Raw genomic sequence first — 15988 nt, forward strand, 5'->3', positions numbered from 1 at the left:
CGTCAGCCGAGGCCGTGCTGCTTCGCGATCTTGCTGCCGTACTCCTTCCACCAGTTCTCGTTCACCGGGTTGGCGTGGTAGGTCGAGGTCCACTTACCCTTGACCGGGTCGTACTGGCTGGTCATGTCGTACTGAATGCCGTCATCCTTGGCGTTCTTGTCGTACTGGATCACCTTGTTGTTACGATCTTCGACCGCGGCCGCGTAGTCGTCTTCGGCGGCCTTTTTATCAGCGTTCGCATTCCTGAGCTCGCCGGCTTTGGCCTGAATTTCTGCTTTGATTTCTTCCAGCTTGGCGGTCTTCGCTTCCGGAGTCAGATCCCTGGAAGCCTTGACTTCAGCGTATTCCGCCTGCTTGTTCTTTCCTTCGATCTTGATTTCTTCGATGTTCGAGTCGTGCTCGTCGATCTTGGCCTTCTTGCCGGCGATGTCCTCGTCGATCTGCTTGGCCGGACCCTCGTTGGTGTGCTTGGCGACCTGCGGCCCGAGGTACTTCTCGTGGAAGTTCCCATCCACCTGCGCCGGGAACTTGGTCCCCGAACCGCCCTTGTACGGGTCCATCCCGAGGAAACTGTTGCCGCCGGTCTGGTGCTTGGCCTGGTGGGAGTCGACGTGCACCTCGACCCCGTCGTGCTCGCCGAGGCTCACCGAAGCCTTGCCACCGCCCGAACCCGAACCCGACGCTGTGTCGGTGTCGTTCGCCTTGTTCTTGCCCTTGCCCTTCTTGTCCGGGACGTTGCTCGCGTCGTTGCTCGCGCCCGGCCGGTCCGAGGCGCCACCGGAGCCGCCGCCGCAGGCGCCCTTCTTGCCCTTCGTCGGCGCGAGGCCCAGCGGGTCGCAGTCCGCGAACGGGTTGGGGACGTACGCGACCGGGTTCTCCGCGGGACCGAGCCCGAGCGGGTCCTGGCTGAGGTACCGGCCGGTGGCCGGGTCGTAGTAGCGGTAGACGTTGTAGTGCAGGCCCGACTCGCTGTCCGCGTACTGGCCGGGGAAGCGCAGCGGGGTGAGCGTCGCGCTTCCGGCGCGGTCCCAGAGCCCGCCGCTGTCGCGCCACACCGTGGCTCCGTCGGCGTCGAGCAGTTCGGTCGGGGTGCCGAGCAGGTCGGTGACGATGGAGAGGAACTGCTCGTCCACAGTGGACGGCTGACCCACCTGCAGGATCGGGCGGTCGTCGTCGGGGTGGTACTCCCACGTGGTGACGGTCCGCGTACCCGACTCGTCGACGTGGCACTGCTCCACGAGCTGTGCACCGCTCCACGAGAACTCGAAAGTCTCGGCCACCCGCCACGAACCCGCGGCGGCCACCAGCCGCTGTTTGCCGATGCGGCGGCCCACCGGGTCGTAGCGGTACGTCCACCGGTCACCTTCGGGTGTGAGCAGCCCGATCAGCCGATCGTGCGCGTCCCAGGTGTAGTGCCACGCCCGGTTGCCCTCGCGCCGCACGACCACGCGTCCCTGCAAGTCGTGTTCGTACGCCGTGGCGCCCGCACCCACCAGGGTGTTCCTCGCATAGCGGTGGGCCCCGGTGGCTGCTCCGGCCACCGGCCCGCCGGACTCGACGACGTTGCCCAGACCGTCGTAGCGGTACTGCCGGCTGCCCTGCGGCGTCTGCAGTTCCACCACGCGGCCGACGGAGTCGAGGGACATCCGCGTCGGCCCGGCCACGTCGTCGTCGATGCCGGCGAGGAAACCGTCGCGCCGGTAGGTGAACCGGCGGCTGCGCTCGGACTCGCCGATCCGCACCGACTGCGCGATCAGGTTCTCGTCGCTGTCGAAGGCGTGGGAGACGACCACCCGGTCGTCGACGGTCCGCGACACCTCCCGGCGGCCCTCGTCGTGGCGCAGGCGCACCGAGTGCCCGCCGACCGTCAGCGCGTCGGGGTTGCCCGCAGAGTCGAAGCTCCACACGCTCTCCACACCGGACGGGGTGCGCCGGACCAGCGCGCCACCGCCGTCGCGGCCGGTGGTCACGGTGCGGCCGTCGACGGTCTCGCTCAGCAGCTCGCCCTCCGGGTCGTACTCGACGCGCAGCTCGACGTCGCCGATCACGGCGTGGATCATCCGCCCGACCGGGTCGTGGGTGTAGCGCGTCGTCCCCGTCGGGGTGCGGCGTTCGAGGACGTTGCCGAGCTGGTCGTACACGTACTCGGTCACGTCGCCGGCTCCGTTGACCGACCGGACCAGTTGCCCGGCCGGGTCGTACTCGAAGCGCAGCACGCGTCCGTCGAAGTCGATCTCTTCCAGGACCCGGCCCGCCGGGTCGTGGCGGTAGTGCCACTGCAGCCCGAGCGGGTTGGTCACCGTCGTGAGGCGGAGCTCGGTGTCGTAGGCGTAGGTGGTCCTCGCACCGGAGGCGTCGACCGACGCCGTCCGCAACCCAAACGGCCCGTACTCGATCCGGGTCGCGAACCCCGCGCCGTTGACGTGCTCGACCTCGTTGCCCTCCGCGTCGTACCGCCGGGCCTCCCGGATCCCGGACGGGTGGACCCGCAGGTTCTCCTCACCCTCGACGGTCCAGCCGAGCCGGACCTGCCGCCGCGACCGGTTGAGCACGGTGGTCGCGCGGCCGAACACGTCGCGCGCGTCCGGCGCCGCGATGGCGCCGGTGCTCGTCGGCGCGACCGCCGGGCTCGCGTTCTGGCGGTCGATCACCTCGGTGTAGCTCAGCGCGGTCGACACCCCGAGCGGGTCGGCCAGCGGATCGGGCACGTTGTCGCCGCTGTACGTGCGGCTCCAGTAGCGGTTCTCGTCCCGCACCGTGATCGTCAGCTCGGTGTCGTCCCCGCCGACCTCGACGACGGAACCGTCGGGGCGGGTCACGGACATCAGCTCGCCGTCGGCATCGTAGGAGTACGCCGTCGTGCGGCCGAGCGGGTCGACGCGCTCGAGCAGCCGGTCGTAGCGGTCCCAGACGTAGCCCGTCACGTTCCCCAGCGGGTCGACGCGGCGCAGCATCTGGTTCGCCTCGTTGAGCTGGTACTCCGTGACGTTGCCCAGGGAGTCGGAGTAGCGCGTGATCAGCCGCTCGCGGTCGTAGGCGAAGGCGCCGCTGAAGTAACCCTGCGGGCCCACGGTGCGCACGCAGCGGCCCTCGGCGTCGTAGACGTAGCGGTACCAGGTACCGGTGCGGTCCTGCCAGCCGACCATGCGGCCGTGCACATCGTAGTCGTAGCCCGCCGCGAGGCCGGACGAGTTCGAGGCGTTCGTCAGCTGGCCCAGCCTGTTGTAGCCGAACCTGGCGACGGTCACCGACACGTCGCCGGCCGCATCGACGACGTCGACCCCGGTGATCCGGCCCTGCTCGCTGAGCAATCGGACCGCACGACCGTCGGATCGGGTGAGCCCGGCCGGCACGCCGGACGGACCGTACTCGAAGTCGATCCGGTCACCACCGGCGTGCTCGATCGCGACAAGGGGGAACACCCCGGGACGCGACCCCGCGACCGCGGCGAACTCCAGGTCCACCTGCCCCGCCGGGTCGGCCAGCCGATAACCCGACTCGGTGGCGACCAACGGCAGCCTCGGGCCCTCGATCGGGAGCACGGCCGCGTTCGCGCCCAGCAACGGGTACACGAGGATCATCCCGTCCGCCGAGAAGTAGCAGGCGTTCTCGTCGTCGAACTCCAGACGCTGGTCCAGAGTGGACGCCCACGTCGCGCCGAACAGCCGGCCGGCGCGGTAGGACGAGATGTGCGTGCGCTCCAGCGAAAGCTCCGGCAGCCCGGGCATCAGCAGATCGAGCGCCGTCATCACCACGTCGCCGGTCGCGATGTCGACCGGGTCCGACTCGCACACGCGATCGTCGCTGCCGACCGCGCGGTCGCGTGGTGGCTCCGGCTTGTCGGGCAGACCCCTCGAGTTCCCGGCACCGGACGTCTTGGTGCCCGACCCGGAGTCGGGCGTTTTGGTCGAGGGCAGGTCGCCACCGCCGGCACTGCTGCCCCCGCTCGAGGTGCTGTCGCCGGTTTTAGGCGGGGGCGTGCCCCCCTCGCCCTTGCCGCCGCCGGCACCCGACGCATGGGTGGCGTCGTCGCCCGACTTCGAGCCGGCCGGTGGCGAGTAGTCCTTCGAACCGCCGCCCTCGTAACCCGAGGCGTGGGTCCCGTCGTCGCCGGCCGACTTGCCCGGCGGCGGCGTGTAGTCCTTCGGCGCGCCCTCGTAACCCGAGGCGTGAGTCCCATCGTCGCCGGCCGACTTGCCCGGCGGCGGCGTGTAGTCCTTCGGCGCGCCTTGGTAACCAGACGCCTTGGTCCCGTCCCCGCCACCACCACCGCCCGACTTCGCGGGCGGCGCCTTCGGCGTTCCGCTCAGCTCCCCCGTCTTGCCCGGGCCCGCGACCTTCCCGCCCTTGATGTTCTTGAGACCCTTGCCCACGTCCTCGAACAGCTGCCCCGTTTTCTTCAGCATCGGGGCCAGCGCCTTGAGCGCCTTGACGAGGCTCGTCACCAGCTTCGAGATCTGCGTCGCCGTCTTCGCGACATTCTCGGCCACTTGGGGGATGACCCACGAGAGCCCGATGCCCAGCGTCGCCACCACCTGCAGCGCCCAGCTGATCATGTGCCCGATCAGCTGCGAGATGATGTCGCGCACGAGCGTCCGCACGGCCGCCACGATCTCGCCGCCCTTCTTCACCCCACTGGCCGCGCCCTCGCACCCCTTCGCCGCCGCCTGCAACGACGCACTCAGATCCTGCGCCCGCTGCCGGTAGGCATCCGCAGCGGCGCCCGACCACGACTGCAGATCCGCGTTCACCTCGTCGGTCAGATCCGTCGCGACCGCGCCCAATTCCTTCGCGACGTTCGCCAGCGTCTCCGACTGCGCCTGGATCTGGTCCGCGTTGCCCGTCAGGCCGTTGAGCGCCTCTTTCAACGGCCCCACGTGCTCCAGCAGCCAGCCCACGCCGGCCGCCAGGGCCGCACCGAACGGGTCCATGGCCGCCGACAACATGTCGAGCCCGGTCCCGACGGCACCCATCGCGGCCGACGCCCAGTCACCCGACTCGATTCCCTGGGCCAGACTGTTCGCGTCCTCCAGCAGGGAGATTCCCGAATACGCCTTGGTCGAATCCTTCGTGGGCACGATCAACGGATTGCTCACTTCGACACCCCTCCTATGCCGGCGAGCGAAACCTGCCGGGAGAATCAGAAATTGAGAAGAAAGACAGGCACAATTCCAGGCGACAACGCAGCCGGGAACTCACCCATTGTTTTCGGTCGGCACCAGCGACCGTCATGGCGATTCACTCGTGGTTGCGGCCGGCCGAAAAAACCGGCCGCAACCACGGAACCCGTCCAAGCACCAGCGAGTCCATCGTCCTCAGTGGACACCGGACATCACCAGGGGTTGTTGTCCTGCTCGTCCGGGTCGATGCCACCCCGGCGGCGCGGCGCAGCCGGACCGGCCGGGCCCGGCGGAGCGGCGGGCGGCGGCGGGGTCGCGGCACCACCGGCCGACGGTGCGGGCGGCACCGGCGGCGGGGTCGGGGCCGGGGGCTCCGGCTCGCCCGAGCCGCCTTCAGGCTCGTCGAGGTCCGGGAAGCGGCTGCGGAGGCTGCCGAGCAGCGCGGAGCGGGTGTCCTGGTCCTCGTCGCCGAGGTTCTCGGTCATGACCTCGGCCACGCGCTGGGTGATGCCCGACTGCGCGCGCCGCATGGTGTCCAGCACCATGCGGGCCAGCTCCTCCTGCGGCATGGTCCGCGTCTTGGACCCGAAGACCAGGTCGGACACGACCCCGTCAGCGCCGACGGTGACCTTGACGGTGCCGTCGGGGCTCGACGCCGTGAGGCGCAGCCGTTCGGTCTCCTGCTGGGCGGCCGCGTAGCGCTCGGCCTTGCGGGCGAAGCCCGCCGCCCACTCGTCCATCCGCCGGATCGCCTCGTCGGGGTCCCTGATCAGGTCACCCAACCCTCCCGCACTGGTCATGGTGTTCGTACTCCTCGATCTGCCTGCTGCTGAACTGTTCGGGTGGCGCCAGGCGAAGCGTCGCCCGGCGCCACGGTGGCACCGGCTACTCGGTGACCGTGCCGATCCGGAACGACGACGGGTTCGCCACGGGCTCGTCGGGCACCGTGGTGCCGACGCGGAACCTCGGCTGCTCGGGCGCGAGCGGCTCCTGCAACGGCTCGCTCGGGACCGTCGTGCCGATCCGCGGCGACAGCGGCTCCTGCAACGGCTCGCTCGGGACCGTCGTGCCGATCCGCGGCGACAGCGGCTGCTGCAGCGGCTCGCTCGGGACCGTCGTGCCGATCCGCGGCGACAGCGGCTGCTGCAGCGGCTCGCTCGGAATCGTCGTACCGATGCGCGGCGACAGCGGTTCGCTGCCCGATGAGTAACCGCCCGACGAGTACCCGTCCGAGCCCCCGCTGGTGAAGCCCGCCGCCTCGTCGCTGTTGGCCAGCTGGTTGAGGAACGGCTGCGCCTCCTGGGAGTCGCCGTCCAGGTACGCCTGCGCCGTGGTGCGCACGTTGTCCGCTGTGGTCTGCATGCCTTCGGCCGCGGCACTCACCGCGTCCTTGGCCTGCTCCCCCGTCGGGTTCACGATCGGCGGGAGAAACGCGCACAGCAGGCCGTAGGCGTCGTCGTTCAACGCGTAGTCCGCCGCCTGCACGGCGTTGTTCAGCCGGTCCACGAGCCCGTCGAGGTGGCTGGCGTGCGCCGTCAGCTCGTCGGGTTCGACGTCGAAGCCTCCGCTGGTCATCCCCGCCTCACTTCCAGTCCTTGTTCTTCCAGTCACCGATCACCGGCGGCGCGACGACCTCGTCCGGAGCGAAGAAGCTCGGGTCGTCCGACTCCACGTAGTCGGCGATCTTGTGCTCCTTGTCCTCCGGGCCCTTGCCGCCCTTCTGGCCGGCACCCATGCCGCCCATTCCGGGCTGGCCGGCTGCGCCCTTGGCACCCGCCTGCGCGCCGGCGCCGCCGCGCGCCGCCAGCTCTTCCTCGGTCAGCGCGGCGCCCGAAGCGGCACCGGCGCCCGCCGCGCCGCCCGCGCCACCGAGGCCCGCGCCCTTGATTCCGGCGCCACCACCGATGCCGCCGATCCCGCCGCCACCGGCACCGCCGCCACCTCCGAGGCGGCTGCTGATGCTTTCGCCGTTGATGCCGCCACCACGGCCGATGGTCGGGATCTTGCCCGAGCCCCCGCCGATGCCGCCACCGGATCCGCCGAGCGACCCGCCGCCGACGCCCGTGCCGGGGTTGAACGGCGGCGGGGTGAAGCCTGTGCCGGACCCCGAGCCGCCGCCCAGGCCACCGCCACCGACACCGCTGCCCGGGTTGAACGGCGGCGGGTTGAAGCCACCGCCGCCGATCCCGGTGCCGCCGGGACCGTCGGGCACGTTCAGCGGCGGGGGCGTGAAGCCCGAAGTCTTCGTGGTCTCGTCGTTCGACAGGCCGGAGCCGCCGCCGAGTCCGCCACCGCCCAGGCCACCGCCACCGACGCCACCCGGACCGTCGGGGACGTTGAGCGGAGGCGGGTTGAAGCCACCGCCACCACCCGCGCCGCCGCCGGCACCGCTCCCCGAGCCACCGCCGAGGCCGCCACCACCGACACCGCCCGGGCCGTCGGGCACGTTGAGCGGAGGCGGGTTGAACCCGCCGGCGCCGCCACCGGCACCGCCACCCGCGCCACCGCCGGCCCCACCTCCGGCACCGCCGATCGGCAGCCCGTCGGGACCGATGGGCTTGCCGTCCGGGCCGACCGGCAGGCCGTCGGGGCCGACCGGAAGACCCTGGCTCCCGGCACCGCCACCGCCGGCGCCACCCGCACCGCCGCCGTTCGCGGCGGTCGCGGCCGCGAGCTTCGGCGGAGCCGCGAATGCCGGCGTCACGACGGCCGAGCCGATCGTCTGGTCGTACTGGGTCATCAGCTGCGCGGCCTGCTGGCGCGCGGCCTGCTGCTCGGTGAAGGTCGCCATCGCCTTGGACGCCTGCGCGGCGTACTCGGTGGGGTCCTTGATCTGCTGCAGCTGCGCGTTGGCCTGCTGCACGTCGAACTGCACCGGCGGGTTGGCGGCCATCGCGATCTGCGTCTCGTTCAGCGCCTGCGAGTGGATCTCCTGCTGGCGGCCGGCCAGGGTCGCGCCCTGGGCGGTGGTACCGAGCCACTTGCCGACGTTCGCGAGGTGCTCGCGCGCCGCGTCGCCGCCCGCGCCCTGCCAGTTGCTCGTGCTGGCGGAGATCGCCTGCGCGAGGTTCTGCTGGTGCGTGGCCAGGTCGTTGCCGACACTCACCCATTCCTCCGACGACTCGGCCACGGTGGCCGGGTTCGCCTGCTGGGTGATGGCCTGCTGCATCTGCTCGTGCGTGGCCTGCGACCAGTCGGTGTAGGGCGCGCTGTCGGGCTGGCGAAGCTGGAGGCCGTCGTTCAGGCCGCTCTTCGCGTCCACGAGCTTCTGCTCGTAGAGCTCCTGGATCTTGTCGTTGCGCGTCTTCGGGTCGACGGTCGGGCCGAGCCAGCCGTTCGCGATCTCGTCGTCGATCTCCTTCGTCGCGTCGGCACGGATTTGGTCACCCGAAGCGACGTCGTCCGGCTTGACCGGGCCGATGAAGTACTTCGACGACGAGTCGGCCGTCACGTCGTAGTAAGGGCTGTGCGGGTCGTAGTCCGGCGACGACGGGTCGGAGACCGCCGAGGCGGACGAGTCGGTTGCAGTGGACACGAGATCCTCCTCAGGTCAGCTCGTCGACGGGAAGCCGGTTGATGGTGTCGCGCGTTCCGGCTTCGGTGTTGCTGTAGTTCTGCTTGGCCAGCTTGATCGCCTCGACGTATGTCGGGAACTCGTCGCGCGCCGCCTGCAGCTGCGTGAGCAAGCCCTGGGCGTCGCTGGCGGTGTTGAGCATGTGGTTCGACACCCAGCGACCGGTCGCGGTCGAAGACATGGCCGGGGCAGCGCCCAGCTTCTGCAAAGCGTCCCACCGGGCCTGAAGGGTGTCGATCACACCTTCGAGCGCTTCGATCATCTGGTTGCCGGTGGTGTCGTCCACCGCGAAACTGCCGGTCTGCGCCAATCGCTTCAGCTCGGTCCCGGACAACTGCGGCGTCAGCTCACGCGCCGTCATCTTCGCCGGGGTCGCGTCGTCGGCCACCGGATCTCCCTCCTCTTGGTGCGCGCGCGTCAGTAGACGGCGGCGATGGCGTTCTGCACGGCGCGGGCCACTTCGGACCGCCCTGCGGGGACGTACTTCGCGCTCAGGTCACCGGCCTCGCCGGTGGTGGTGTGGACCAGGTAGCGGCCGTCGTGGGTGTCGAGCCAGCTGAGCGGGTCGGCCGCGCGCAGCTCGCCGTGCCGGCCCCAGCCGGTGACGGTGACGTGGCCGCCGCCGAGGCGCGGCGCCGCCATGACGCGCTCGAGCACCTCGGTGCTGCCGGGCGTCGGCGTCACGCGGGGGTCGGTGCGGCTGGGCCGCACGGTCCCGCGGACCTCGATCATCCCGAACGCGTCCGTCTCCTCCTCGTCCTCGGCCGCCTCCGCGATGCGCCGCGCGGTCATCGCCGACACGGCGCGCGTCGCCTGCCGGCTCACCTCATGGGTGCCGGTCGTCGCGGCACGCGCCGGCGGCAGCACGCCGGTGACGACGTCGACGAGGTCCTCGTCGGCGAAGAGGGAGAACAGCAGTTCGTCGGTGCGCGGGTTCTGCGTGATCCCGAGCGCCTGCCTGCCGTCGCTGAGGGCGAGCACCGCGATGTCGGCACCGACGCCGTCGACCCCGGCCACCGCGACGGAGACGCGCGGCCGGCCGAGCAGCCCGAACGCCGTCTGAACGTGGGGACTGAGCTCACCGTGGGTGGAGAGCCGCTTGTCCTCCATCGCCCGGTAGACCTGAGTCGCCACGCGGACGAACCGGATGGGATCCGAAGGCACCGTGCCGATTCGCAACGGGTACTGGCGGATGTCACCGCCGGTTGCCTGGCTGACCACAAGAGCTTCGAAGACGTCGAGAACGAACTCGAACCTGTCCGCCATACCCGAGAGCTTCCTTCCCCACGGCGGGTCGTGCACGGCGCTGCGCCGCGGTCCGGACACCTGCGCAAAAGGGGCGCAGATGTCACTGATCGGAGCGTAGCAGTCCTGGTGTGACGGGAAATCACCGCTCGAACCGGTGCCCGAAAGACCATCCGTCCGTGTCAACCCGGGCACGGCCTTCGCGCCCTTCCGCACCCATCACGTAGGCCGGAGCCGATTCGGTTCACCGCGGTCGGCGAAAAAGTTCGCGGACTTCTCCCGGGGCGCCGAAACGGGGTTCGTTCGGGGGCTCAGCCCAGCCGTGACCGGTACACACGCAGGTTCAGCCGGACCAGTTCCAGCAGCGGTACGGACACCCCGAGCCCGTGCGCCCGGTCTACCAGATCGCCGAAGATCTGCTCGCCCTCCACGGGCAACCCGGCCGTGAGGTCGCGGTAGAGCGAGGGCGCGCGCGGGGAGCCGACCTCGGTCACGGAACCGCGGGCGTTCTCGAGAGCGGCGGCCTCCAGCGGGTGCCCGGCGGCCGCGGCGACGGCCGCGCATTCGGCGACCACGGCCTCGGCGAACGCGATCCCGCCCGGCTGCCCGGCGACGTCGCCGACGGTGCCGCGCATGAGCGAGGTCACGGCCCCGATCGAGGCGATGAAAACCCACTTCGCCCACATGGCCGCCGTGATGTCCGGCGACAGGGCCGTGTCGAAGCCCGCACCCGAGAGCAGTTCGTGCAACGCGGCGAGCCCGGCCGGCGCCGGCTCGGTGCGGGCGCCGTAGGTCAGCGACTGGAGGTCGAACAGGCGGCGGACGTCGCCCGCACCGTCCACAGTGGTCATCACGATCGCGACGCCGCCGAGCACCCGCTCCTCGCCGAAGCGGGCCACGAGCGCGTCGAGGTGGCGCAGCCCGTTGAGCACCGGCAACACAAGGGTGTCCGGCCCGACCGCCGGCGCCACGTCCTCGATCGCCTGCGCGAGCCCCGCGGCCTTGACCGTGAACAGCACGAGGTCGTACGGCTCGGTGAGCTCGCCGGCGCGCACGAGCTTCGGTGTGAGCACCGTCTCCTCGCCGAGCCCGGTGATCCGCAGGCCGCGTTCGCTCAACGCCGCCGAGCGCCCGGGGCGCACCAGGAAGGTCACGTCACGGCCGGCCTGCACCAGCCGGCCGCCGAAGAACCCGCCGGTTGCGCCGGCACCCACCACCAGGATTCGCTTCGCGCTCGTCACCCGTGCGACAATAGGCTCCTGACTTGTCTAGGCCAAGTCAGAGTCGGCGCTCTCACACCTCGGCCGTTCGGTTCAGACGCCGACGACGCCGTCGACACCCTCGCGCAGGAAGTCGGCGTGGCCGTTGTGCCGGGCGTACTCGTGGATCAGGTGCAGCATCACCAGCCGCAGGGAGACGTTCTCGCCCCACCGCGCGTTGTACGCGACGACGTCGAGCGACTCGGCGGCCGCCTCGATCCGCCGCGAGTGCTCCACCTCGGCCTGCCACGCGGCGAAGGCCTCGGCCCGCGTGCCGTCGGTGGCGTCGTAGGCGACCTGGTAGTCGCCGTCGGCCGACCAGACGAGCGGCACGTCCTCGCCGTCGATCACCCGGCGGAACCAGGCGCGCTCAACTTCGGCCAGGTGCCGCACGAGCCCCAGCAGCGACAGCCTCGAGGGCGGCATCGACTGCCGGCGCAGCTGCTCGTCGGAGAGGCCGTCGCACTTCATCGCGAGCGTCGCGCGGTGGAAGTCGAGGAACGCGCGCAGCATCTCCCGCTCCCCCGCGATCGCCGGCGGCCCGATCCGTTCCGTCGCCACGGCTCCCCCTTCATCCGGTGGCAAATCCGGGCTCAGGCTACCGGCGCGCCGAGGTGCGGCGAACGGCGCCGCCGCGGGCACCTCCGGCCGCACGGCTTCGTGCGCGACCCGGCGCGCGGACTTGGTTCCCCGTTGCCCGTGGACTGTCTACTGTGGATTGGCGCGGCGCGGTTCAGCTCACGGGTTCGGCGAGCGGCACGGGTTCGGGCGAGCGCCACGGCCGGTACCAGAGCATGTCCTCGCGGCGCATCGGTTCGCGGCACTCGTCGCACAGCGTGCCGGGGCGGGTCCGCGCCCCGCAGGCGCCGTGGACGATCAGCATGCGCTCGGCGGGCGGGTCGGAACGGGTGTGCTCGTCGCCCCACTCGGCGAGGGACAGCAGCACCGGCAGCGCGTCGGCACCGGCCTTCGTGAGGCGGTACTCGTGGCGGGTGCGGCCGCCGTCGCGGTACGGCACGCGCGCGAGCAGCCCTGCTTCCGTGAGCTTGGTGAGCCGGGTCGTGAGCACGTTGTCGGCGATACCGAGCTCGTCGCGGAACTCGTCGAAGCGCGTGGTGCCCATTGTGGCGTTGCGCAGGATCAGCAACGTCCACGGTTCACCGAGCACGTCGACCGCCCGGGCGATCGGGCACGCTTGCCCAGACCACTGGATGCGTCGGACCATCACCGCTCCCTTCCTTCCACCACACCGCGTTCGCTGCCTTTCGCGGTGCAAGCTGTCACTGACCGTAGCACGCGGCGGGCGGACGCTGGGCCGTTCGGCCGATCACAGCGACTTCACAGCAACACACAGGAAACAGACAGGTGGAATCGGCTGCAACAAACCGGTTCCGCGACGTTGTCCCGGTATGGCAAGACGGCTGAGATGGACACTCGCCGCCGCGGGGCTCACCGCGACGGTCCTCACGACGGCGGTCGTCGTCACGGTGAATACGCGCCACGTGACGACGATGCCCGCGGCGCAGACGCTACCGCCGCCCTCGTCCTCCCCCGCGCCGCCCTCGTCCTCCCCCGCGCCGCCGTCCACGAGCGAACCGCCGACCTCGACGACACCACCGACCACTTCCTCGCCTCCCCTGCCCGACCCCTCGGCCGTGGCCGACGACGTGGTCGACGCGGTGACCGCCGCGTCGAAGCGCACGAAGGTCGGGCTCGCGGTGTACGACACGAAGACGGGCAAGACCCTCGCGCTGACCAACTCCGAAACCCCGTACTACACGGCTTCCGTGGTGAAGCTGCTCATCGCGCTCGACTCGCTGTACGACGACGGCACCTGGCAGGTCCCCTCCGGCGACACCGCCGACGAGCTCACCGACATGATCTCCGGCAGCAACGACGCCGTCGCCGACAAGCTGTGGGAAGCCGACGGTGGGACCGCGATCGTCGGGCGGATGGCCCACCTCATCGGGCTTTCGCACACGCTCGAACCGACGGACCCGGGCCAGTGGGGCATGACGAAGATGAGTCCCGACGACGTGGTCACCACCTACCGCTACCTCACCGACACCGTCCCCGACGCCACGGCACAACCACTGCTCACCGCGATGGCCGACGCGCGCCAGCCCGCCGACGACGGCTACCCGCAGTACTTCGGCATCCCGGACGGCATGCCCGGCACGACGTGGCAGATCAAGCAGGGCTGGATGATCCTGCGCTCGGCGCTCGTGCTCAACACCACCGGGATCGTCGACTCCCGCTTCGTCGTGGTGCTCATGACGCAGCAGCCCGCCGCCACCTCGTCGGCGAAGGGCCGCGCCGCGGTGACTGCGGGGATCAAGGCTCTGGCGCCGGCACTGGCCGCGTGGACCGCGAGCTGACGGACACCGATCACTCCTCTGTGGACAGTGTGATCCCCCGCCGCCCCCAGGAGTTCGGGCGGAGCCACGGTTCGGTGAGAACCGCGGCCCCGCCCCGCTCGGGTGCGACGAGTGCGCGCCGGGTCAGCGACGCTTCGCGATGTCCGCCCACGACGGTTTCGGCGGTGCCGTCGAACTGCTCGGTGCCGGACCCAAGGAGCGGGAGCCGGTGCCTGGGCCGGCGCGGCCTGGAGCAACGGGCGCGCGGGCAGCGTGAGCTTTCGTGGAATCCTGGGTCTGCGCGATCAACGGATTGCTCACGGACGTGCCCTCCCCACCAGGCCTTGTCACCTCGAATTCACAAGTTATCGACTGGTCTGGACCCCGCCCGGCGGGCCCGCTCGATGTCCGGACCGCGGTAGAGCCGCTCGGGGATCGACGCCAGCGTCGACTCGCGTACCTGCGGGCCCAGGCCGTAGAGCTTCTGGAAGCTCATGATCAGCGGACGCCACGCGTCGGGGTCCACGCGATCGTCGGTGCCGGGCAGGCGGATGTCGTCGTGGACGAAGACGCGCTGAACACGGACTTCCAGGCCCAGGACGGAGCCGTGCTGGGTCTCATCGTCGGCAGCGAAGGGGTGGGTGGCCTCGAGGACGGCCTCCATGGCCACCGGGCACTCGGCGACGCGCGGCGGCGCGACCGTCTCGGACGGGACGGGGGTGAGGCCCGCGCGGCCGAACTTGTCGGCGACGTGGAAGTAGCCGCGCTGCTGCTTGCCCGGGGGCACCGGGTCCGTGCCCGTGGTGAGCGCGAGCCGGTCGACGGCCGCGGCGAGGGTGGACGATGGCAGGTTCAGCACGCATTCGCGCGTGCGCCGCAGGTTCTGGGTGGTCTTCGAGCGCGCGCCGAGGCCGAGCATGGCACGCCAGCCGAGCCAGAACGCCGAGGACATCGGGGCGAGGTTCGCCGAACCGTCCTCATTGGTCGTGGAGATCAGCACCACCGGGGTGCCGAAGTACAGGATTCCGGGCTCGATGGCCGTGTGCAAGGGAAACGTCGTGTTCACGTCCCCAGTCTGCGCACGCCGGGCGCGCGCGGCTGGCGGGAAACGGACGTCACGATCACGCCCGTTCCCCACCGGCCGGACGACTCAGGCGATGCCCGCCGCCAGCAGCGCCCGCCGCGTCAGCACGCGCGCCAGGTGCCGGCGGTACTCCGCCGACGCGTGGGGCTCGTCGGGCGGCGAGGTGTTCTCGGCGGCGAGCGCCGCGGCCTCGTCGGCCGAAGCGCCGTCCGCCAGTGCTTTCTCCGTCGCCGCGGCCCGCAGCGGGGTGCCACCGAGGTTGATCAGGCCCACGGACTTGCCGACCACCGCCACGCCCACGATCGCCCAGTCGATGTTACGGCGCGTGAACTTCTCGAAGCCCCAGCCCAGTCCGGCCTGGCTGGGCAGGCGGATCTCGGTCAGCAGCTCGTCCGGCTCCAGCGGCGTGGTGAACGGGCCCAGGAAGAACTCCGACGCCGGGATGCGCCGCTCCCCCGCCGGACCGCGCGCGACGAGCACGCCGTCGGACGCGAGGATCACCGCGGGCAGGTCGGCGGCCGAGTCGGCGTGCACGAGCGAACCGCCGAGCGTGCCGCGGTGGCGCACCTGCGGATCTCCGACGGCACCCGAAGCGTGCGCGATGAGCGGCGCGTGCTCGGCGAGCACCGGGTCGCCGTGGAGGTCGTGGTACCGCGACAGCGCGCCGATCACCACCTCGTCTCCGTCGAGCCGCACGAACTTCAGCTCGTCGAGCGGCGCGATGTCCACCACGACCTCAGGCGCCGCGAACCGCAGTTTCATCAGCGGCAGCAGCGAATGCCCGCCGGCGAGCAGTTTCGCGTCCTCGCCGTGCTCGGCCAGCAGCGCCAGCGCCTCGTCCACAGTGGACGCCCGGCGGTAGGAGAACTCGGCGGGGATCACCGGTCCACCTCCGCACCCGAAGCCTCGACCACGGCACTCACGATGTTGTGGTAACCCGTGCAGCGGCACAGGTTCCCTTCGAGCGCCTCCCGGACCTCGCGTCGCGACGGCTGCGGGTTCTCCTTCAGCAGCGACACCGAAGCCATCATCATCCCCGGCGTGCAGAAGCCGCACTGGAGCCCGTGCTGCTCGCGGAACGCGCGCTGCACGGGGTGCAGGTCGCCGTCGTCGCCGGCCAGACCCTCCACTGTGGTCACCTCGTGCCCGTCGGCCTGCGCGGCCAGCACCGTGCACGACTTCACCGACTCGCCGTCGAACAAGACCGTGCAGGCGCCGCACGAAGTGGTGTCGCAGCCGATGTTCGTGCCGGTGAGCCCGACGGTGTCGCGCAGGTAGTGCACCAGCAGCGTCCGGTCCGGCACCTCCCCGGCCGTGGTCCGGCCGTTCACCTCGATGGAGACCCGCAC

At 71.0% G+C, this 15988-nt stretch carries 12 protein-coding genes and 1 pseudogene; 1 reads left to right on the forward strand and 12 read right to left on the reverse strand.

Going from position 1 to position 15988, the window contains the following annotated elements; translation table 11 throughout:
• Positions 1-2 precede the first annotated feature (2 nt).
• From AB0M56_RS05190 to AB0M56_RS05230, 9 genes and pseudogenes are all read right to left on the reverse strand, one after another.
• Positions 3-5096, reverse strand: a complete 5094-nt coding sequence (locus AB0M56_RS05190; RefSeq protein WP_364171244.1) for an RHS repeat-associated core domain-containing protein — start codon at positions 5094-5096, stop codon at positions 3-5.
• Between the two features lie 236 nt (positions 5097-5332).
• Entirely contained in the window at positions 5333-5920 is a 588-nt protein-coding gene (locus tag AB0M56_RS05195; RefSeq protein WP_364171246.1) for a YbaB/EbfC family nucleoid-associated protein, read from the reverse strand.
• A gap of 484 nt (positions 5921-6404) precedes the next feature.
• Positions 6405-6695: pseudogene (locus AB0M56_RS05200) on the reverse strand (type VII secretion target); the annotation flags it as partial.
• Positions 6696-6702: 7 nt separating this feature from the next.
• Positions 6703-8655 carry a hypothetical protein gene (locus tag AB0M56_RS05205; protein WP_364171248.1) on the reverse strand — a complete coding sequence of 651 codons (1953 nt, stop codon included), beginning with the start codon at positions 8653-8655 and terminating at the stop codon, positions 6703-6705.
• Between the two features lie 10 nt (positions 8656-8665).
• The gene (locus AB0M56_RS05210; RefSeq protein WP_364171382.1) at positions 8666-9055 is read right to left on the reverse strand and encodes a hypothetical protein; all 390 of its coding nucleotides are present in this window, start codon (positions 9053-9055) and stop codon (positions 8666-8668) included.
• A gap of 56 nt (positions 9056-9111) precedes the next feature.
• Positions 9112-9960: an ESX secretion-associated protein EspG gene (locus AB0M56_RS05215; RefSeq protein WP_364171249.1), complete on the reverse strand. Its 849-nt coding sequence runs from the start codon at positions 9958-9960 to the stop codon at positions 9112-9114.
• Positions 9961-10250: 290 nt separating this feature from the next.
• Positions 10251-11180 carry a 2-dehydropantoate 2-reductase gene (locus tag AB0M56_RS05220; protein ID WP_364171251.1) on the reverse strand — a complete coding sequence of 310 codons (930 nt, stop codon included), beginning with the start codon at positions 11178-11180 and terminating at the stop codon, positions 10251-10253.
• A 72-nt stretch (positions 11181-11252) separates the two neighbouring features.
• Positions 11253-11759, reverse strand: a complete 507-nt coding sequence (locus AB0M56_RS05225; RefSeq protein ID WP_364171253.1) for a DinB family protein — start codon at positions 11757-11759, stop codon at positions 11253-11255.
• Positions 11760-11931: 172 nt separating this feature from the next.
• A complete protein-coding gene (locus AB0M56_RS05230; RefSeq protein WP_364171255.1) occupies positions 11932-12423 on the reverse strand; it encodes a helix-turn-helix domain-containing protein in 492 nt (163 codons plus the stop codon).
• A gap of 184 nt (positions 12424-12607) precedes the next feature.
• On the opposite strand from AB0M56_RS05230, the gene AB0M56_RS05235 reads away from it, so the two are divergent.
• Complete coding sequence (locus tag AB0M56_RS05235) at positions 12608-13576, forward strand: hypothetical protein (RefSeq protein ID WP_364171257.1); 969 nt, start codon at positions 12608-12610, stop codon at positions 13574-13576.
• A 337-nt stretch (positions 13577-13913) separates the two neighbouring features.
• On the opposite strand, the gene AB0M56_RS05240 is transcribed toward AB0M56_RS05235, so the two are convergent.
• The 3 genes from AB0M56_RS05240 to AB0M56_RS05250 form a co-directional block, all read right to left on the reverse strand.
• The gene (locus AB0M56_RS05240; RefSeq protein ID WP_364171259.1) at positions 13914-14621 is read right to left on the reverse strand and encodes a flavin reductase family protein; all 708 of its coding nucleotides are present in this window, start codon (positions 14619-14621) and stop codon (positions 13914-13916) included.
• Positions 14622-14705: 84 nt separating this feature from the next.
• Positions 14706-15521 (reverse strand): xanthine dehydrogenase family protein subunit M, encoded by an 816-nt coding sequence (locus AB0M56_RS05245; protein ID WP_364171261.1) that lies wholly within the window; start codon positions 15519-15521, stop codon positions 14706-14708.
• On the reverse strand, positions 15518-15988 hold the full coding sequence (locus tag AB0M56_RS05250) for a (2Fe-2S)-binding protein (RefSeq protein ID WP_364171263.1): 471 nt from the start codon (positions 15986-15988) through the stop codon (positions 15518-15520). Before AB0M56_RS05250 ends, AB0M56_RS05245 begins: the two co-directional genes overlap by 4 nt.

Source organism: Amycolatopsis sp. NPDC051372, assembly GCF_040682095.1.
Lineage (GTDB): Bacteria > Actinomycetota > Actinomycetes > Mycobacteriales > Pseudonocardiaceae > Amycolatopsis.

Bases quoted from the DNA above. Each gene is read 5' to 3' on its own strand.
- AB0M56_RS05195 (WP_364171246.1), bottom strand. From the start codon at position 5,920: ATGACCAGTGCGGGAGGGTTGGGTGACCTGATCAGGGACCCCGACGAG.
- AB0M56_RS05210 (WP_364171382.1), bottom strand. From the start codon at position 9,055: ATGACGGCGCGTGAGCTGACGCCGCAGTTGTCCGGGACCGAGCTGAAG.
- AB0M56_RS05215 (WP_364171249.1), bottom strand. From the start codon at position 9,960: ATGGCGGACAGGTTCGAGTTCGTTCTCGACGTCTTCGAAGCTCTTGTG.
- AB0M56_RS05230 (WP_364171255.1), bottom strand. From the start codon at position 12,423: ATGGTCCGACGCATCCAGTGGTCTGGGCAAGCGTGCCCGATCGCCCGG.
- AB0M56_RS05235 (WP_364171257.1), top strand. From the start codon at position 12,608: ATGGCAAGACGGCTGAGATGGACACTCGCCGCCGCGGGGCTCACCGCG.